This window comes from Amycolatopsis sp. NPDC104819, assembly GCF_055583145.1.
On the sequence record NZ_JBVJON010000003.1, the window covers coordinates 540482 to 558712 of the forward strand.

At 67.8% G+C, this 18231-nt stretch carries 27 protein-coding genes; all 27 read right to left on the reverse strand.

Going from position 1 to position 18231, the window contains the following annotated elements; all coding sequences use genetic code 11:
* Nucleotides 1-37: 37 nt before the first annotated feature.
* Nucleotides 38-814, reverse strand: coding sequence for a type I methionyl aminopeptidase (map, locus tag ACZ63E_RS11740; protein ID WP_465336109.1), 777 nt, complete (start codon nt 812-814; stop codon nt 38-40).
* 44 nt (nt 815-858) lie between these two features.
* Entirely contained in the window at nt 859-1413 is a 555-nt protein-coding gene (locus ACZ63E_RS11745) for an adenylate kinase (protein ID WP_465335945.1), read from the reverse strand.
* Nucleotides 1410-2717, reverse strand: a complete 1308-nt coding sequence (gene secY / locus ACZ63E_RS11750; RefSeq protein WP_465308685.1) for a preprotein translocase subunit SecY — start codon at nt 2715-2717, stop codon at nt 1410-1412. The genes ACZ63E_RS11745 and secY overlap by 4 nt, the downstream gene beginning before the upstream one ends.
* Before the next feature lie 592 nt (nt 2718-3309).
* On the reverse strand, nt 3310-4023 hold the full coding sequence (locus ACZ63E_RS11755; protein WP_465335946.1) for a hypothetical protein: 714 nt from the start codon (nt 4021-4023) through the stop codon (nt 3310-3312).
* 667 nt (nt 4024-4690) lie between these two features.
* A complete protein-coding gene (gene rplO, locus ACZ63E_RS11760) occupies nt 4691-5137 on the reverse strand; it encodes a 50S ribosomal protein L15 (protein ID WP_465308681.1) in 447 nt (148 codons plus the stop codon).
* The gene (gene rpmD, locus ACZ63E_RS11765) at nt 5134-5319 is read right to left on the reverse strand and encodes a 50S ribosomal protein L30 (protein WP_465335947.1); all 186 of its coding nucleotides are present in this window, start codon (nt 5317-5319) and stop codon (nt 5134-5136) included. Before rpmD ends, rplO begins: the two co-directional genes overlap by 4 nt.
* A 1-nt stretch (nt 5320) precedes the next feature.
* Nucleotides 5321-5968 carry a 30S ribosomal protein S5 gene (gene rpsE / locus ACZ63E_RS11770; RefSeq protein WP_465308679.1) on the reverse strand — a complete coding sequence of 216 codons (648 nt, stop codon included), beginning with the start codon at nt 5966-5968 and terminating at the stop codon, nt 5321-5323.
* 31 nt (nt 5969-5999) lie between these two features.
* On the reverse strand, nt 6000-6398 hold the full coding sequence (rplR, locus tag ACZ63E_RS11775; RefSeq protein ID WP_465335948.1) for a 50S ribosomal protein L18: 399 nt from the start codon (nt 6396-6398) through the stop codon (nt 6000-6002).
* A gap of 2 nt (nt 6399-6400) precedes the next feature.
* Entirely contained in the window at nt 6401-6940 is a 540-nt protein-coding gene (gene rplF / locus ACZ63E_RS11780; RefSeq protein ID WP_465308675.1) for a 50S ribosomal protein L6, read from the reverse strand.
* A 16-nt stretch (nt 6941-6956) separates the two neighbouring features.
* Complete coding sequence (gene rpsH, locus ACZ63E_RS11785; RefSeq protein WP_155548873.1) at nt 6957-7355, reverse strand: 30S ribosomal protein S8; 399 nt, start codon at nt 7353-7355, stop codon at nt 6957-6959.
* An 85-nt stretch (nt 7356-7440) separates the two neighbouring features.
* Nucleotides 7441-7626: a type Z 30S ribosomal protein S14 gene (locus ACZ63E_RS11790; RefSeq protein ID WP_004558870.1), complete on the reverse strand. Its 186-nt coding sequence runs from the start codon at nt 7624-7626 to the stop codon at nt 7441-7443.
* Nucleotides 7627-7630: 4 nt separating this feature from the next.
* Nucleotides 7631-8194, reverse strand: coding sequence for a 50S ribosomal protein L5 (rplE, locus tag ACZ63E_RS11795; RefSeq protein WP_465308672.1), 564 nt, complete (start codon nt 8192-8194; stop codon nt 7631-7633).
* Complete coding sequence (gene rplX, locus ACZ63E_RS11800; RefSeq protein ID WP_086675498.1) at nt 8194-8508, reverse strand: 50S ribosomal protein L24; 315 nt, start codon at nt 8506-8508, stop codon at nt 8194-8196. The genes rplE and rplX overlap by 1 nt, the downstream gene beginning before the upstream one ends.
* Nucleotides 8508-8876, reverse strand: a complete 369-nt coding sequence (rplN, locus tag ACZ63E_RS11805) for a 50S ribosomal protein L14 (protein ID WP_004558867.1) — start codon at nt 8874-8876, stop codon at nt 8508-8510. The genes rplX and rplN overlap by 1 nt, the downstream gene beginning before the upstream one ends.
* A gap of 80 nt (nt 8877-8956) precedes the next feature.
* The gene (rpsQ, locus tag ACZ63E_RS11810; protein ID WP_086675499.1) at nt 8957-9235 is read right to left on the reverse strand and encodes a 30S ribosomal protein S17; all 279 of its coding nucleotides are present in this window, start codon (nt 9233-9235) and stop codon (nt 8957-8959) included.
* The gene (rpmC, locus tag ACZ63E_RS11815; protein WP_086675500.1) at nt 9232-9477 is read right to left on the reverse strand and encodes a 50S ribosomal protein L29; all 246 of its coding nucleotides are present in this window, start codon (nt 9475-9477) and stop codon (nt 9232-9234) included. Before rpmC ends, rpsQ begins: the two co-directional genes overlap by 4 nt.
* Nucleotides 9477-9896, reverse strand: coding sequence for a 50S ribosomal protein L16 (gene rplP / locus ACZ63E_RS11820; protein WP_004558864.1), 420 nt, complete (start codon nt 9894-9896; stop codon nt 9477-9479). Before rplP ends, rpmC begins: the two co-directional genes overlap by 1 nt.
* Before the next feature lie 3 nt (nt 9897-9899).
* Entirely contained in the window at nt 9900-10721 is an 822-nt protein-coding gene (gene rpsC, locus ACZ63E_RS11825) for a 30S ribosomal protein S3 (RefSeq protein ID WP_395920633.1), read from the reverse strand.
* The gene (gene rplV, locus ACZ63E_RS11830) at nt 10721-11140 is read right to left on the reverse strand and encodes a 50S ribosomal protein L22 (protein ID WP_086675501.1); all 420 of its coding nucleotides are present in this window, start codon (nt 11138-11140) and stop codon (nt 10721-10723) included. Before rplV ends, rpsC begins: the two co-directional genes overlap by 1 nt.
* Before the next feature lie 29 nt (nt 11141-11169).
* Nucleotides 11170-11451 carry a 30S ribosomal protein S19 gene (gene rpsS, locus ACZ63E_RS11835; RefSeq protein ID WP_003102083.1) on the reverse strand — a complete coding sequence of 94 codons (282 nt, stop codon included), beginning with the start codon at nt 11449-11451 and terminating at the stop codon, nt 11170-11172.
* Between the two features lie 18 nt (nt 11452-11469).
* Nucleotides 11470-12306 carry a 50S ribosomal protein L2 gene (rplB, locus tag ACZ63E_RS11840; protein WP_465308668.1) on the reverse strand — a complete coding sequence of 279 codons (837 nt, stop codon included), beginning with the start codon at nt 12304-12306 and terminating at the stop codon, nt 11470-11472.
* A 15-nt stretch (nt 12307-12321) separates the two neighbouring features.
* Complete coding sequence (rplW, locus tag ACZ63E_RS11845; RefSeq protein ID WP_003102087.1) at nt 12322-12633, reverse strand: 50S ribosomal protein L23; 312 nt, start codon at nt 12631-12633, stop codon at nt 12322-12324.
* A complete protein-coding gene (gene rplD, locus ACZ63E_RS11850) occupies nt 12630-13319 on the reverse strand; it encodes a 50S ribosomal protein L4 (RefSeq protein WP_465308666.1) in 690 nt (229 codons plus the stop codon). Before rplD ends, rplW begins: the two co-directional genes overlap by 4 nt.
* Nucleotides 13316-13972 carry a 50S ribosomal protein L3 gene (gene rplC / locus ACZ63E_RS11855; RefSeq protein WP_465308664.1) on the reverse strand — a complete coding sequence of 219 codons (657 nt, stop codon included), beginning with the start codon at nt 13970-13972 and terminating at the stop codon, nt 13316-13318. Before rplC ends, rplD begins: the two co-directional genes overlap by 4 nt.
* Before the next feature lie 33 nt (nt 13973-14005).
* Nucleotides 14006-14311, reverse strand: coding sequence for a 30S ribosomal protein S10 (gene rpsJ / locus ACZ63E_RS11860; RefSeq protein ID WP_003102098.1), 306 nt, complete (start codon nt 14309-14311; stop codon nt 14006-14008).
* Nucleotides 14312-14801: 490 nt separating this feature from the next.
* Entirely contained in the window at nt 14802-15995 is a 1194-nt protein-coding gene (gene tuf / locus ACZ63E_RS11865; protein ID WP_285482326.1) for an elongation factor Tu, read from the reverse strand.
* Nucleotides 15996-16125: 130 nt separating this feature from the next.
* On the reverse strand, nt 16126-18225 hold the full coding sequence (gene fusA / locus ACZ63E_RS11870) for an elongation factor G (RefSeq protein WP_465308660.1): 2100 nt from the start codon (nt 18223-18225) through the stop codon (nt 16126-16128).
* Nucleotides 18226-18231: the final 6 nt, after the last annotated feature.

The window sequence follows — 18231 nt, forward strand, 5'->3', positions numbered from 1 at the left end:
CGTGACCGCGATCACCACGGAAGGGTGAATGCGCAGGTCAGGCGTCTTCCGGGGCGGTGAGCACCCAGGGACCGTCTTCGGTGATCGCGACGGTGTGCTCCCAGTGGGCCGCGCGGGAGCCGTCGGCCGTGACGACCGTCCAGCCGTCGTCCAGCTCGCGGGTCTCGCCGCCGCCGCCGGTCAGCATCGGCTCGATCGCCAGCGCCATGCCGGGCTTCAGCCGCGGGCCCTTGCCGGGCTTGCCGAGGTTCGGCAGGAACGGGTCCATGTGCATCTGGCGCCCGATGCCGTGGCCGCCGTACTCGACGATCATCCCGTACTCGACGCCGTCGTCCCGGCCCGCGCGCTCGGCGGCGGACTGAACGGCGTAGGAGATGTCGGTGAGCCGACCGCCGGCGCTGACCGCCTCGATGCCGGCCCACATCGCCGCCTCGGTGGCCGCGGAGAGCGCCAGGTCGGTGCCCGAGACGTCGCCGATGGCCAGCGTGACGGCGGAGTCGCCGTGCCAGCCCTCGAGGATCGCCCCGCAGTCGACGGAGATGATGTCGCCGTCGGCGAGCACCTGGGTCTTCGCCGGGATGCCGTGCACGATCTGCTCGTTCACCGACGCGCAGATCGACGCCGGGAAGCCGTGGTAACCCTTGAACGACGGCACCGCGCCGGCGTCCCGGATGGTCTGCTCGGCCAGCTCGTCGAGCTCGGCGGTGCTGACCCCCGGCTTCGCGATGGCGCGTACCGCCGCCAGCGTGCGGGCCACGACGAGCCCGGCGGCGCGCATGGCCTCCAGCTCACCGGGGGTCTTGACCTCGATCATGCGCCCGCGGCGGAGCACTTGCAGAACACGCAACCCTCCGAGATTCACGTGCGGTCGCGCAGCGCTTTCAGCACCCGGCCGGAGATCTCTTCGACACTGCCGACCCCGTCGACGGTCACCAGGATGTCGGCGTAGTACTCGAGCAGCGGCGCGGTGTCCGACACGTAGATCTGCTGACGGCGGCGGATGACCTCTTCGGTGTCGTCCGCGCGGCCGCGCGACATGAGCCGCCCGACCACGACGTCCTCCGGCACCTGCAGCTGGATCACGGCGTCGAGCGCGAGGTCCGACTCGCCCAGGATCTCGCCGAGGACCTCGGCCTGCTTGGTGTTGCGGGGGAAGCCGTCGAGCAGGAAGCCGACCTTCGCGTCCGGCTCGGCGAGCCGCTCGCGGACCATCTCGTTCGTCACCGAGTCGGGCACGAGCTCGCCCGAGTCCAGGTAGCGCTTGGCCTCCTGGCCGAGCGGGGTCTCCTGGCCGACGTGGGCGCGGAAGAGGTCGCCGGTCGAGATGTGCGGGATCCGCAACTGCTCGGACAGCGCCACCGCCTGCGTACCTTTGCCCGCGCCGGGCGGACCCACGAGAACCAGCCGCGTCACTTCAAGAACCCTTCGTAGTTGCGCTGCATCAGCTGGCTTTCGATCTGCTTCACGGTGTCGAGCCCGACACCGACCATGATCAGCACAGCCGTGCCACCGAACGGGAAGTTCTGGTTGTTCCCGCTACCGGTCACCGACAGGAAGAAGTTCGGGAGGATCGCGATGATGCCCAGGTACAGCGAGCCCGGCAGGGTGATCCGGCCGAGCACGAAGCTCAGGTACTCCGCGGTCGGGCGGCCCGGGCGGATGCCCGGGATGAACCCGCCGAACTTCTTCATCTCGTCGGCACGCTCGTCCACGTTGAACGTGATCGTGATGTAGAAGTACGTGAAGAAGATGATCAGCGCGAAGTACAGCGCGATGTGCACCCAGCTGGACTGGTTCACGACGTAGTTCTTGATGAAGACCTGCCAGCCGGAGTTGGCGTTCTGGTCGCCGACGAGGCGGCTGATCAGGTCCGGCAGGTACAGCAGGGAAGACGCGAAGATGACCGGGATGACGCCGGCCTGGTTCACCTTGATCGGCAGGTAGGTCGACGTGCCGCCGTACATCCGGCGGCCGATCATGCGCTTGGCGTACTGCACCGGGATCCGGCGCTGCCCCTGTTCGACGAAGATGACGCTGGCGATGATCACCAGGCCGAACACGCAGACGATCGTCAGGCCGAGGCCACCGGCGTTGCTGAGGATGTTGCCGCCCTCGACCGGGATGCGCGCCGCGATGTTCAGGAAGATCAGGACGGACATGCCGTTGCCGACGCCGCGCTCGGTGATCAGCTCGCCCAGCCACATCATGACGGCGGTGCCCGCGGTCATGGTGATGACGATGATCGCCAGCGAGTAGACGCTGTTGTCCGGGATGATCGGCGAGTCGCAGTCCGGGAAGAGCTGCTTGCGGTCCGCGAGCGCGACCACGCCGGTGGCCTGCAGGATCGCCAGCGCGACCGTCAGGTACCGGGTGTACTGGGTCAGCTTGCCCTGGCCGGACTGGCCTTCCTTCTTCAGCTCCTCGAACCGCGGGATGACCACGGTCAGCAGCTGGATGATGATGCTCGCCGTGATGTACGGCATGATGCCGGTCGAGAAGAGCGACAGCTGGAGCAGCGCACCACCGCTGAACAGGTTCAGCAGCTGGTAGACGCCCTCCTGCTGCGCCTGGGAGCTACATGCCTGGACGGCACCGTACGAGATCCCGGGGGCCGGAATGGTCGCACCGATTCGGTAAACCGCGACGATGGCTAGCGTGAACAGGATCTTCTTGCGTAGATCCGGCGTCGCGAGAGCCGAGCGGAAGGCGCTGAGCACGCGGGGGACCTCCTCGGCGTCGTCGGCTGTCCTAACCGACGATCGGCTTGGCCGGCACGGGGCCGGCAGGAACACACAGCACTACTGGCAGGCAAGCCAGGAACGCTTCGGGGCACACTCGTCCCGAAGCGTGTCGCCGACTCTAACAGCTTCACAGGGCGTGTCCGCAGTCCGTGTGCGTTTTCCGTACCAAGGTTGCTCCGGCGGGTTGATCCACATCGGCGGGACGGCCGTAACCCTTGACACATTCCCCTGTGGGGGGACCGAATCCGGGGCTCAGGACCACTTCGCCGCGGGGTCGGCGGCGGGCCGCGCGCACCGGTTCGGCTCGCCCGGGGAAGCCTGCCGCAGCGAGAGTCGTGACCTGCGGTGATGCCCGGTTCGCCTGGGCCGGGTTCCCGGCGGGCCTTCGCGCCTCCCGGAGGCGGACCACCGCGGGCCGGAGCAGGCGGTTTTTGATGATCGTCGGCGCGACCGCGGCCGCGGCAGGGTTGTCGCGGCGGCCGTGATCAACAGTGTGCGAGCGACGGGGCCTCGGCGAACACCGTGCGTCATGTCCGGGCTGGTTGTTCGCCCCTGGCGTAAGGCGCCGCTAGCGCTGGTCGTCGTCCTCCGGCTCGGGCGGCAGGACTGTGATGGCGACGCCGGTGGGCGGGGTCGGGGTGTCGGCGTAGGCGAGCTCGGGGTCGTCCCAGCCGTCGTCGGTGGTGTGCCGCCACAGGGGCAGGTAGGCGACGACGGCCGCGGCGGCGGCCAGCACGGTCGCGAGGATCAGCAGCCACATGCCGGCCGCGGTGACGATGTCCGGGGCTTCGTCTTCGAAGATGGCGGTCCATTCGAACCGGCTCATCCCGACGGTGAGGACCACGCCGGCGGTGAAGACGGCCCCGAGGGCGACCAGCGGCCGGCCGCGCCGAGGGCGCGAGAAGGCGGTGAAAGCGGCGACGGCCAGCACGACGATCGCGATGATCAGCGGAACCCCGAGGGGCGCGCCCACCCGCTCGGCGGCCTCCTGCCCGGAGACCTCGATGCGGCTGCCCCAGACGTCCTGCGTGAGCGTGAGCTGGGTTTCGAAGGAGCGGCTGCGCGAGCCGACCTGCTGCTGGACCCGGAAGAGCGGCAGGAAGAGCCCCCAGAGGGTCAGGAGGGCGGCGAGCGTGGTCAGGGCGGCTGGGAGGAGGCGGAGGAACCCGGGAGGGGCTTCTTCGGCCTGGACGGCTTGGGCGGCTTGAGCGGCTTCGGCGGCCGGTTGGAGTGGTTGTGCGGGCAGGCCGGGCAGCTGGGCGACCGGGAAGGGCGCGGGCATCGGCGCTGGTCCGGAAGGCTGTGGCGGACCGGCCGGGAAGTACAGCGGCTCCCCCGGCGGCGGTGTGTCGGCGGACCCAGCGGTATCGGCGGGGAAGGCCGGTGGCTCGGGTGCCGGAGGGCGCGGGGCTTCGACCGGAAAGCTGAGTGGGGAAGCCTGCGGAGCCGAAGGGCCTTCGGCCTCGACCGGGAAGCTCAGCGGAGACGCCGCGGCGGGATCCCCGATCCCCGCCTGCTGCGCCTCGACGGTGAAGGCGAGCGGCGCCCCATCGCCAGGCCGCGAGACATCCCCCGCGAACACCGACGGCGGCACATCCGCAGGCCGAGAAGCATCAGCCGGCCGCGACCCATCCCCGGGGAAGCCCAACGGCTCCGGCACCGAAGCCCTCGAAGCCTCGACCGGGAACTGCAACGGCTCCCCCGCCGGAACGCTCGGCGCTGCTCCCGCTCCCGGCTCCACGCCCTCGGGCCGCGGGGCCTCCACCGGGAAGCTCAGCGGGGATTCGGCTTCGGCCGGCCGGTCCGGCGGGTCCTGCGACGATCTGTCCACCTGATGATCCTCCGTCCGGATCATCCGCACGGCAAGGAACCTGTCCGGTCCCGGCACCCGGAAAAACGCCGAAGGCCCGCCTGGCGGCTGCCAGACGGGCCTTCGGACCGAGCTTCGCTCAGTTGGTGGTGGCGGAGCCACCGGCCGCTTCGAGCTTCTCCTTGGCGGAGCCGGAGAAGCCGTCGGCGGTCACGTCGAGCTTGATGCCGTCGACGTCACCGTTGCCGAGCACCTTGACGAGCTTGCCCTTGCGGACGAGACCGGCCGCGACCAGCTCCTCGGCGCCGACCTTGCCGCCCTTCGGGAAGAGGCGGGCGATGTCGCCCACGTTCACCGGCTGGTACTCGGTGCGGAAGCGGTTCTTGAAGCCGCGAAGCTTCGGGAGCCGCATGTGGATGGGCATCTGCCCACCCTCGAACCCGGCCGGCACGTTCTTCCGGGCCTTGGTGCCCTTCGTACCGCGACCGGCCGTCTTGCCCTTCGAGCCCTCACCACGGCCGACACGGATCTTGTCGGTCTTGGCGCCCGGGGCCGGGCGCAGGTGGTGGATCTTGATGGCCGTCATGCCTGGACCTCCTCGACCTCCACCAGGTGGCGGACGGTGAGAATCAGGCCGCGCACCTGGGGGGTGTCTTCACGCACGACGCTCTGGCGGATCTTGCGCAGCCCGAGGGTGCGCAGCGACTCGCGGTGAGCGTGCTTCGTGCCGATCTTGCTCTTGACCTGGGTGACCTTCAGCTGAGCCATGTCAGACCCCCTGGCCCGCGCGCTGGCGCAGCATCCGGGCCGGAGCGACGTCCTCGAGCGGGAGACCGCGGCGGGCCGCGACCTCTTCGGGACGCTGCAGACCCTTCAGGGCCGCCACGGTCGCGTGCACGATGTTGATCGCGTTGTCGGAGCCGAGCGACTTCGACAGCACGTCGTGGACGCCCGCGCACTCCAGCACCGCGCGCACCGGGCCACCGGCGATGACGCCGGTACCGGCGGACGCCGGACGGAGCAGCACGACACCGGCGGCCTCCTCACCCTGGATCGGGTGGGGGATGGTGCCGCCGACGCGGGGAACCTTGAAGAAGTTCTTCTTGGCTTCCTCGACGCCCTTGGCGATGGCCGCGGGAACTTCCTTGGCCTTGCCGTAGCCGACGCCGACCTGACCGTCACCGTCACCGACGACGACGAGGGCGGTGAAGCTGAAGCGACGACCACCCTTGACGACCTTGGCGACGCGGTTGATCGTCACGACCTTCTCGAGGTGCGGGGTCTTGTCCTGGCCGGCCCCGCCACGGCCGCTGTCGCGCCGGTCCCGGCCGCCACCGCGACGGTCGTTGCGGTCGTTGCCGCCCTGACCGCCCGGTCCGCCCTGGCCGCCGCCGAATTGCCGCGTACGTCCCGGCATCAGGCTTTCCTTCCCTTAACGAGCATCTGCATCAGAACTCCAACCCCGCATCACGGGCGGCGTCGGCGAGCGCGGCGATGCGGCCGTGGTAGGCGTTGCCGCCACGGTCGAACACCACGGCCGAGATCCCGGCGTTCTTGGCACGCTCGGCGACGAGGGCCCCGACCTTGGCGGCCTTGGCCTTCTTGTCGCCGTCGAACGTCCGGAGGTCCGCCTCGAGGGTGGACGCCGACACCAGCGTGTGGCCGGCCAGGTCGTCGATGACCTGCACGGCGATGTGCCGCGAGGACCGCTTGACGACCAGGCGCGGACGCTGCTCGGTGCCGGAGACCTTCTTGCGGAGCCGGAAGTGCCGACGGGCCTTCGCGACGCGGCGGCGGGTCGAGATGTCCTTGCCCACCGGCTTGCGCTTCGTAGTCGTGTCGCTCATGATCACTTACCCGTCTTTCCGACCTTGCGGCGGATCTTCTCACCCTCGTAGCGCAGGCCCTTGCCCTTGTACGGGTCCGGGCGCCGCAGCTTGCGGATGACGGCCGAGATCTGGCCGACCTTCTGCTTGTCGATGCCGGAGACCGAGAACCGGGTCGGGGTCTCCACCTTGAAGGTGATGCCTTCCGGGGCCTCGATCTTCACCGGGTGCGAGTAACCGAGGGCGAACTCGAGGTCCGAGCCCTTGGCCTGCACGCGGTAACCGACACCGTGGATCTCGAGCTTCTTCTCGTAGCCGGCGGTGACGCCCACCACGAGGTTGTTCACGAGCGTGCGGGTGAGGCCGTGCATGGCCTTGCTGTAGCGCTCGTCGTCCGGGCGCTTGACCAGCAGGGTGCCGTCCTCGTCGCGCTCGACCGTGATCGGCTCGGCGATGGTGTGTTCCAGGGTCCCCTTGGGGCCCTTGACGCTGATGTGCTGACCGTTGATGGTCACCTCGACCCCGGAGGGGACGGCGACCGGCAGCTTTCCGATGCGTGACATGTCTGTGCCCCCTTCCTTACCAGACGTAGGCGAGGACTTCGCCGCCCACGCTGTTGCGCTTGGCCTGACGGTCCGTCTGCAGCCCCGAAGACGTCGAGATGATCGCGACGCCGAGGCCACCGAGAACGGACGGCAGTTCGGTCGATTTTGCGTAGACCCGCAGACCGGGCTTGGAGACGCGCCGGAGGCCGGCGATGCTCCGCTCGCGGTTGGGGCCGTACTTGAGCTCGACGATCAGGTTCTTGTGCTTCTCGCCCGGCTCGTCGCGGTAGCTCGCGATGTAACCCTCGCGCTTGAGGATCTCCGCGATGTTCGCCTTGAGCTTCGAGTGGGGAAGCACGACCTCGTCGTGGTACGCCGAGTTCGCGTTACGCAGACGGGTCAAGAAGTCTGCGATGGGGTCGGTCATCGTCATGGTGACCTGTCAACCTTTCTCGCCCTGGTTCCCCGCCCCCGGAGGGGCGGGGCCTGTGGCGAACTGGAGTTATAGAAAAACGCTCTTACCAGCTGGACTTGCGGACGCCGGGCAGCTCGCCCGCGTGCGCCATCTCGCGAAGGCAGATCCGGCAGAGCCCGAACTTGCGGAACACGGCGTGCGGACGGCCGCACCGCTGGCAGCGGGTGTAGGCGCGCACGGCGAACTTCGGCTTCTTCGCGGCCTTGTGGACCAGGGCTTTCTTGGCCATCGGCTCAGTTCTCCTTGAACGGGAAGCCGAGCTTGCGCAGCAGCGCCCGGCCCTCGTCGTCGGTCGTGGCGGTCGTGACGACGGTGACGTCCATGCCGCGCGGGCGGTCGATGGAGTCGGGGTCGATCTCGTGGAACATCGACTGCTCGTTGAGACCGAACGTGTAGTTGCCGTGGCCGTCGAACTGCTTGGGCGAAAGCCCGCGGAAGTCGCGGATACGCGGCAGCGCGATGGTCAGCAGCCGGTCGAGGAACTCCCACATCCGGTCGCCGCGCAGCGTGACGCGCGCGCCGATCGGCTGACCCTCGCGCAGCTTGAACTGCGCGATGGACTTGCGGGCCTTCCGGACCTCGGGCTTCTGGCCGGTGATCAGGGAGAGGTCCTTGACCGCACCCTCGATCAGCTTGCTGTCACGGGCGGCGTCACCGACACCCATGTTCACGACGACCTTCACGACGCCCGGGATCTGGTGGACGTTGGCGAAGGAGAACTCCGCCTGCAGCTGGCCCTTGATCTCGTCGCGGTAGCGCACCTTGAGGCGCGGCGCGACCTTCTCTGCGGTGGTCATCAGATGTCCTTACCGTTCCGGCGCGAGATCCGGACCTTCTTGCCGTCCTCGCCGATGCGGTAACCCACCCGGGACGGCTTGCCGTCCGAGTCGACGACCATCACGTTCGAGACGTGGATGGGCGCCTCCTGCGTGACGATGCCACCGGACTGCGCGCCGCGCTGGGTCTGGGTGATCCGCGTGTGCTTCTTGATCCGGTTCACGCCTTCGACCAGCACGCGGTCGCGCTCGGGGTAAGCCTGGATGACCTTGCCCTTGGCGCCCTTGTCCTTGCCGGCGATGACGACGACCGTGTCGCCCTTCTTCACCTTCATCACAGCACCTCCGGCGCGAGCGAAATGATCTTCATGAACTTTCGGTCGCGCAGCTCGCGGCCCACCGGGCCGAAGATGCGGGTGCCCCGGGGCTCGTTGTCGTTCTTGATGAGCACGGCGGCGTTCTCGTCGAACCGGATGTAGGAACCGTCCGGACGACGACGCTCCTTGACCGTGCGGACGATGACGGCCTTGACGACGTCGCCCTTCTTCACCCCGGCAGCCGGGATGGCGTCCTTCACGGTGGCGACGATGATGTCGCCGATACCGGCGTAGCGCCGCCCGGAACCACCGAGAACCCGGATGCAGAGGATTTCCTTCGCACCCGTGTTGTCGGCTACCCGAAGCCGCGACTCCTGCTGGATCACGTCAACTCCTGTATGTCGCGCCGGTTCTCGCCCCGACGAGCGAGCCTTGCGGAACTAAGAACTCTCTGAAAGAGCCCTGCTTACTTGGCCTTCTCCACGATCTGCACCAGGCGCCACCGCTTCGTTGCCGACAGCGGGCGGGTCTCCATCAGGGTGACCCGGTCGCCCACGCCCGCCTCGTTGTTCTCGTCGTGCACCTTGACCTTGGTGGTGCTGCGGAGAACCTTCGAGTAACGGGGGTGCTTCTTGCGGTCCTCGAGCTCGACCACGATCGTCTTGTTCATCTTGTCCGAGACCACGTAGCCCTCGCGGACCTTGCGGTCGTTCCGGGCCGGCGTCTCGGTGGTGGGCTCGCTCATGCGGCACCTTCACTCTCGGCGTCGGGGGCAACGGACAGGCCGAGTTCGCGCTCGCGCATGACCGTGTAGATCCGCGCGATGTCCGTGCGGACGGTGCGCAGACGGCGGTTGTTGTCGAGCTGCCCGGTCGCCATCTGGAAGCGGAGGTTGAAGAGCTCCTCCTTGTATTCCTTCAGACGCAGGACGAGCTCTTCCGCGGTGAGCTCACGCAGCTCCGATGCCAGGGCACCAGCGTTCGCCATCAGAACTCACCACCTTCACGGGTCACGATGCGGCACTTCATGGGCAGCTTGTGGATCGCGCGGCGGAGCGCCTCGCGGGCGGTCTCCTCGTTCGGGAACGAGATCTCGAACATCACGCGGCCCGGCTTCACGTTGGCGATCCACCACTCGGGCGAACCCTTACCGGAACCCATGCGGGTCTCGGCCGGCTTCTTCGTCAGCGGGCGGTCCGGGTAGATGGTCGTCCACACCTTGCCGCCACGCTTGATGTGACGCGTCATGGCGATACGAGCGGACTCGATCTGCCGGTTCGTCACGTAGCTGTGCTCAAGCGCCTGGATGCCGTACTCGCCGAAGCTGACCTTCGTGCCACCCTTGGCGGCGCCGTGGCGCTTCGGGGAGTGCTGCTTCCGGTGCTTGACCCTGCGCGGGATGAGCACGTCTCAGCCCTCCGTCTTTTCTGCGGTCTCGGTGGCCGGGGCCGCCTCGGTCGTGGCGGCAGCGGCGGCGCGACCGGCTTCGGTCGAGGTGGCGGTCGTGCCCGAGGCGCCGGAACGACGCGGACGGGACGGCCGGTCACTGCGCTCGCGACGCGGCGCGCGCTCGGCGGCGTCACGCGCTTCGCGGGCCTTCAGGCCACCGACGAGCTCACCCTTGTAGATCCACACCTTGACGCCGATGCGACCGAACGTCGTCTTGGCCTCGAAGAAGCCGTAGTCGATGTCGGCGCGCAGCGTGTGCAGCGGGACCCGGCCGTCGCGGTAGTGCTCGGAGCGGGACATCTCGGCACCGCCGAGACGACCGCCGCACTGCACGCGGATGCCCTTGACCTGCGGCGAACGCATGGAGGTCTGGATCGCCTTCCGCATCGCGCGGCGGAACGCCACGCGGTTGGAAAGCTGCTCCGCGACCGCCTGGGCGACCAGCTGGGCGTCGGCCTCGGGGTTCTTGACCTCGAGGATGTTCAGCTGGACCTGCTTCTTGGTCAGCTTCTCCAGCGCGCCGCGGATCCGGTCGGCCTCCGCGCCGCGGCGGCCGATGACGATGCCCGGCCGGGCGGTGTGGATGTCGACGCGGACGCGGTCACGGGTGCGCTCGATCTCGACCTTGGAGATGCCGGCGCGCTCCATGCCGGTGGAGAGCAGCTTGCGGATCTTGACGTCCTCGGCCACGTACTCCGCGTACTGCTTGTCGGCGTACCAGCGCGACTTCCAGTCCGTGGTGATACCCAGGCGGAAACCGTGCGGGTTGATCTTCTGGCCCACTACCGGCCACCTGCCTTCTTCTTGCTCTGAGCCTTCTGCGCTACGGCCGGACGCGACTCCACCTCGACGGTGATGTGGCTGGTCCGCTTGCGGATCCGGTACGCGCGGCCCTGGGCCCGCGGCCGGATGCGCTTGAGGGTCGGGCCCTCGTCCGCGTACGCGTTCTTGACCCAGAGCGTCTCCGGGTCCAGCTGAAGGTTGTTCTCGGCGTTGGCCACGGCGCTGGCGAGCACCTTCGCGACCGGCTCGCTGGCCGCCTGCGGGGCGAACCGGAGCACGGCCAAGGCGTCGGCGGCGCTACGTCCCTTGATGAGCTCGATCACCCGGCGCACCTTGGTCGGCGAGTCCCGGACGAAGCGAGCCCGCGCGTACGCCGTAGGCAGTTCAGCCTCGGTCGTCACGTCGTTCTGGGCGTTCATCGCTACTTCCTGTCTGGTTTCGTGCCCGCTCAGCGGCGGCGCGACTTGCGGTCGTCCTTGATGTGGCCCTTGAAGGTCCGCGTCGGGGCGAACTCGCCCAGCTTGTGACCCACCATGGCCTCGGTGACGAACACCGGGACGTGCTTGCGGCCGTCGTGCACGGCGATCGTGTGACCCAGGAAGTCCGGGATGATCGTCGAGCGGCGCGACCAGGTCTTGATCACGGTCTTCTTGCCCGATTCGTTCAGCGCGTCCACCTTCTTGAGCAGGTGGTCGTCCACGAACGGGCCCTTCTTGAGGCTACGTGGCATGTTGTTCTACCTCCCTGCTCAGCGCTTGTTCTTGCCGGTACGCCGGCGGCGGACGATGAGGGCGTCGCTCGGCTTGCGCCGGCGCGTACGACCTTCGGGCTTGCCGTTCGGGTTGACGGGGTGACGACCACCGGACGTCTTGCCCTCGCCACCACCGTGCGGGTGGTCGACCGGGTTCATGACGACACCACGGACCGTGGGGCGCTTGCCGCGCCAGCGGTTGCGGCCGGCCTTGCCCCAGTTGATGTTGGCGTGCTCGGAGTTGCCGACCTCGCCGACCGTGGCGCGGTTGCGCACGTCCACGTTGCGGATCTCACCCGAGGGGAGACGCAGCTGGGCGTACGGACCGTCCTTGGCGACGAGCTGCACCTTCGCGCCGGCCGACCGCGCCATCTTCGCGCCGCCACCGGGGCGGAGCTCGATCGCGTGGATCACGGTGCCGACGGGGATGTTGCGCAGCGGCAGGTTGTTGCCCGGCTTGATGTCGGCCCGGGGGCCGTTCTCGACGGTGTCGCCCTGCTTCAGCTTCTCCGGCGCGATGATGTAGCGCTTCTCGCCGTCGGCGTAGTGCAGCAGCGCGATGCGAGCGGACCGGTTGGGGTCGTACTCGATGTGCGCGACCTTGGCGGGAACGCCGTCCTTGTCGTTGCGACGGAAGTCGATGACGCGGTAAGCGCGCTTGTGGCCGCCACCCTTGTGCCGGGTGGTGATCTTGCCGGACGAGTTGCGCCCGCCCGAACCGCTCAGCGGACGAAGCAGCGACTTCTCCGGAGTGGAGCGGGTGATCTCGGCGAAGTCCGAGACGCTCGAACCGCGACGACCCGGGGTCGTCGGCTTGTACTTGCGGATGCCCATTGTCAGCTCAGTCCTTTACGCGGTGGGTCCGCCGAAGATCTCGATCGCCTTGCTCTCGGGCGAAAGAGTCACGATGGCGCGCTTGGTGTCCTTGCGCTTGCCGAAGCCCGCGCGAGTCCGCTTCCGCTTGCCCTGGCGGTTGGCCGTGTTGACGCTGACCACCTTGACGCCGAACACCTTCTCGACCGCGATCTTGATCTGGGTCTTGTTGGCGTCCGGGCGGACGATGAACGTGTACTTGTGGTCCTCGAGCAGCCCGTAGGACTTCTCGGAGATGACCGGCGCGAGCAGGATGTCGCGGGGGTCCGGAATGGCGACCGAACTCACTTCTCGTCACTCCCTTCCGTGACCTCGCCCGACCGCGCGGAGGCCTTGACGGCCTTGCCACGGACGGGGCCGGCGACAAACACGTCGTACGCGGCCTTGGTGAACACGACGTCGTCGTTGACCAGCACGTCGTAGGTGTTGAGCTGGTCGGCCCAGAGGATGTGCACCTCGGGCAGGTTCCGCAGGGAAACCCAGCTCAGCTCGTCGTCCCGGTGCAGCACCACGAGCACGCGCTTCGCCTGCGTCACCGCGGCGAGAACGGTCTTGGCGGCCTTGGTGGACGGCTTCTCACCGGTCACCAGCTCGGTGACGATGTGCAGCTGGCCGGCGCGGGCCCGGTCGGAGAGGGCGCCACGCAGGGCGGCAGCCTTCATCTTCTTCGGGGTGCGCTGGGTGTAGTCGCGCGGCGTGGGGCCGTGCACGACGCCACCGCCGGCGAACTGCGGCGCGCGGGTCGAACCCTGGCGGGCACGGCCGGTGCCCTTCTGGCGGTACGGCTTCTTGCCGCCACCGCGAACCTCACCACGGGTCTTCGTGTCGTGCGTGCCCTGGCGCGCGGCGGCCAGCTGGCCGATCACGACCTGGTGCATGAGCGCGACATTGGCCTGCACGTCGAAGATCTCCTCGGGGAGGTCCACGGTGCCGTCGGCTTTACCGGCCGGGGTCTTCAGCTCGACGTTCGTCATTCGGAGTTACCACCCTTCGCGGCGCTGCGCACGAACAGCAGGCCGCCCTTGGGACCGGGCACAGCGCCCTTGATCAGCAGCAGGCCGTCTTCGGCACGCACCGCGTGCACGGTCAGGTTCTGCGTGGTGACCCGGTCGTTGCCCATCCGGCCCGCCATGCGCAGGCCCTTGAAGACGCGGCCGGGGGTGGCGCAGCCACCGATGGAGCCCGGCTTGCGGTGCACGGCCTGGGCACCGTGGCTCGCGCCCTGACCCTTGAAGCCGTGGCGCTTCATGACACCGGCGTAGCCCTTGCCCTTGCTGGTACCGGTCACGTCGACCTCGACGCCGGCGGCGAACACCTCGGCGGTGATCTCCTGGCCGACCTCGTAGGTCTCGGCGTCGGTGGTACGCAGCTCCGCGAGGAAGCGCCGCGGGGTCACGCCCGCCTTGTCGTAGTGCCCGGTGCGCGGCTTGTTCACCTTGCGCGGGTCGACCGCGCCGAACGCCAGCTGCACGGCCACGTAGCCGTCCTTCTCCTGCGTCCGAACCTGGGTGACCACGTTCGGACCGGCCTTCACGACGGTGACCGGGACAACCCGGTTCTGCTCGTCGAAGACCTGGGTCATGCCGAGCTTGGTGCCCAGGATGCCCTTCATCTGCCTGTCAGACATGAGTCTCTTATCTCCGCCGCTCGCCAGCCGCTGCTACTGAATGTTGACGTCGACGCTCGCCGGCAGGTCGATGCGCATGAGCGCGTCGACCGTCTTCGGCGTCGGGTCGAGGATGTCGATCAGACGCTTGTGCGTGCGCATCTCGAAGTGCTCGCGCGAGTCCTTGTACTTGTGCGGCGAGCGGATGACGCAGTAAACGTTCTTCTCGGTGGGCAGCGGCACCGGCCCGACGACCCGGGCGCCGGTGCGCGTGACCGTTTCCACGATCTTGCGCGCCGAGGTGTCGATCGCCTCGTGGTCGTAGGCCTTGAGCCGGATGCGGATCTTCTGTCCCGCCATGGTGGCTGCTCGTTCCTTGTCGTCTCGTGCCGCTATCTCACAAACCCCGCCGCGGTGTCTCCACTTTGGCCTGGGTTTCCGCAGTTCAACGGCCCTGTCCCCGGTCCACGCGGTCGGGCGTGTCGCGCCCGACGCACAGACGGATCCCGCGGGATCGTCGTCTTGCCTGGTCTTCCTCAACGTGAGGAGGCTATGAGCCGGCTGACCGTCTCACTCGCCTTTGCCCGCTCGCCTGCAACCCGAAGGAAGAGCTCGGCGGACCGTGGCCACTCATACCGAGGCGGCCGGACCCTTGAAGGGTCGGCCGCCCCAGGACGAGCAACCTGAATAGTGTCGCACACGTGATTTGACGCCCCTGACCCGGGGGTGACTGTTATGCCCGCAAGCTTGCGCGCAGTGGCAAATCAGGGGTATAGCAAGCGAAGCGCGCGCCGTGGTCGCGTTGAGAGCCGCGACGCGCGTTCCGCATCCCCCCGGGCGGGGCGCCGAATCACTTGATGATCTTGGTGACCTGACCCGCACCGACGGTGCGGCCACCCTCGCGGATGGCGAAGCGCAGGTTCACGTCCATCGCGACCGGCTGGATCAGCGCGACCGAGATGTCGGTGTTGTCGCCCGGCATGACCATCTCGGTGCCCTCGGGGAGGGTCACGACGCCGGTCACGTCGGTGGTGCGGAAGTAGAACTGCGGGCGGTAGTTGTTGAAGAACGGGGTGTGACGGCCACCCTCGTCCTTCGACAGGATGTAGACCCGGCCCTCGAAGTCGGTGTGCGGGGTGGTGGTGCCCGGCTTCACGACGACCTGGCCGCGCTCGACGTCCTCGCGCTTGATACCGCGGACGAGGAGGCCGACGTTGTCGCCCGCCTGGCCCTGGTCCAGCAGCTTGCGGAACATCTCGACACCGGTGACGGTGGTCTTGGTCGACTTGTCCTTGATGCCGACGATCTCGACCTCTTCGTTCACGTTGACCACGCCACGCTCGACGCGGCCGGTGACGACCGTGCCGCGACCGGTGATCGTGAAGACGTCCTCGATCGGCATGAGGAACGGCTTGTCGAGCTCGCGCACCGGGTCCGGCACGTTGTCGTCGACAGCGGTCATCAGCTCGAGAACGGCCTCGGCCCACTTCTCGTCGCCCTCGAGCGCCTTGAGGCCCGAAACGCGCACGACCGGCGCGTCGTCGCCCGGGAACTCCTGCGAGGACAGCAGCTCGCGGACCTCCAGCTCGACGAGCTCGAGGATCTCCTCGTCGTCGACCATGTCGGCCTTGTTCAGCGCGACCACGATGTAGGGCACGCCGACCTGGCGGGCCAGCAGCACGTGCTCACGGGTCTGCGGCATCGGGCCGTCGGTGGCGGCCACGACCAGGATCGCGCCGTCCATCTGGGCGGCACCGGTGATCATGTTCTTGATGTAGTCCGCGTGACCCGGGGCGTCGACGTGCGCGTAGTGACGCTTCTCGGTCTGGTACTCGACGTGCGAGATGTTGATCGTGATGCCGCGCTGCTTCTCTTCGGGCGCGTTGTCGATCTGGTCGAACGCACGCGACTCGTTCAGCTCGGGGTACTTGTCGTGCAGAACCTTGGTGATCGCCGCGGTCAGAGTGGTCTTACCGTGGTCGACGTGACCGATGGTCCCGATGTTGACGTGCGGCTTGCTCCGCTCGAACTTCGCCTTCGCCACTGGAATGTCCTCCTGGACTGATTTCGCTTTGTGCTCGGGGGCCGGCGTGGCTGCCGACCCCCGAATGTTCCTTCGTCGGTGCTAGCGGACGTTCAGGAGAGTCCCTTAATGCCCGCGCGCGGTGGGGGAGTTACTCCCCCGTCGCCTTCGCGATGATTTCCTTCGCGACGTTCGCGGGAACCTCGGCGTAGGAGTCGAACACCATGGAGTAGTTCGCCCGGCCCTGCGTGCGGGACCGGAGGTCGCCGACGTAACCGAACATCTCCGACAGCGGGACCAGCGCCTTCACGACACGGGTACCCGACCGCTCCTCCATGGCCTGGATCTGACCACGGCGGGAGTTGAGGTCACCGATGACATCGCCCATGTAGTCCTCGGGCGTGGTCACCTCGACCGCCATCATCGGCTCCAGGATCACCGGGCCGGCCTTCTTCGCGGCTTCCTTCATCGCCATGGAACCGGCGATCTTGAACGCCATCTCCGAAGAGTCGACCTCGTGGTACGCACCGTCCAACAGGGTGAACTTCAACCCGACGAGCGGGTAGCCGGCCAGGACGCCGTACTGCATCGCGTCCTGCGCGCCCGCGTCCACCGACGGGATGTACTCCCGCGGCACGCGACCACCGGTCACCTTGTTGTCGAACTCGTAGAGCGCGCCGTCGGTGCGCTCGAGCGGCTCCAGCTTCACGATGACCTTCGCGAACTGGCCGGAACCACCGGTCTGCTTCTTGTGGACGTAGTCCAGCTTGTCGACCGTCTTCTTGATCGTCTCGCGGTAGGCGACCTGCGGCTTGCCGATGTTCGCCTCGACCTTGTAGTCGGACTTCATCCGGTTCACCAGCACCTCGAGGTGCAGCTCGCCCATGCCCGCGATGATCGTCTGGCCGGTGTCCTCGTCCAGCTTGACCTGGAACGTCGGGTCCTCTTCGGCCAGCTTCTGGATCGCCAGGGACAGCTTCTCCTGGTCGGCCTTCGTCTTCGGCTCGATCGCGACCCGGATGACCGGCTCGGGGAACGTCATCGACTCCAGCACGATCGGGTTCTGCGGGTCCGCCAGGGTGTCACCCGTGGTGGTGTCCTTCAGCCCGATGACCGCGTAGATGTGGCCGACCTGGGCGTCGTCGACCGGGTTCTCCTTGTTGGAGTGCATCTGGAAGATCTTCCCGATGCGCTCCTTGCGCTCCTTGGTCGCGTTGATGACCTGAGCGCCGGCGGCGACCTTGCCCGAGTACACCCGGATGTAGGTCAGCTTGCCGAAGAACGGGTGCGCGGCGATCTTGAACGCGAGCGCGGCGAACGGCTCGTCGACCGAGGCCGACCGGGTCGCCGGGGTCTCGCCGTCGGTCAGCGTGCCCTCGACCGCCGGCATGTCCAGCGGCGACGGCAGGTAGTCGATGACCGCGTCGAGCATGGGCTGGACGCCCTTGTTCTTGAACGCGGAACCGGCCAGCACCGGGAAGACGTCCCGCGTGATGGTGAGCTTGCGGATGCCGGACTTGATCTCGGCCTCCGTCAGCTCCTCACCCTCGAGGAACTTCTCCATCAGCGCGTCGTCGGCCTCGGCGACGGTCTCGACGAGCTTCTCGCGGTACTCCGCGGCCAGCTCGGCCAGCTCGGCCGGGATCTCCTCGACGGAGTAGTCCTCGCCCTTCTGGACCTCGCCGCGCCAGGTCAGCGCCTTCATGCGGACCAGGTCGACAACGCCTTCGAAGTCGTTCTCGGCGCCGATCGGCAGCTGGATGACCAGCGGGCGGACGCCGAGGCGCTCCACGATGGTCTTCACGGTGTAGTAGAAGTCCGCGCCCAGCTTGTCCATCTTGTTGACGAAGCAGATGCGCGGGACGTCGTACTTGTCCGCCTGCCGCCAGACCTGCTCGGACTGCGGCTCGACGCCCTCCTTGCCGTCGAAGACGGCGACCGCACCGTCGAGCACCCGCAGGTTGCGCTCCACCTCGACGGTGAAGTCGACGTGCCCGGGGGTGTCGATGATGTTGATCTGGTGGTCGTCCCAGAAGGTGGTGGTCGCAGCCGAGGTGATGGTGATGCCCCGCTTCTGCTCCTCCTCCATCCAGTCCATCGTGGCGGCGCCGTCGTGGACTTCACCGATCTTGTAGTTGACCCCGGTGTAGAACAGGATCCGCTCGGTGGTGGTGGTCTTGCCGGCGTCGATGTGGGCCATGATGCCGATGTTGCGGACCTTGTTCAGGTCGGTCAGCACTTCACGTGCCACGAGAGT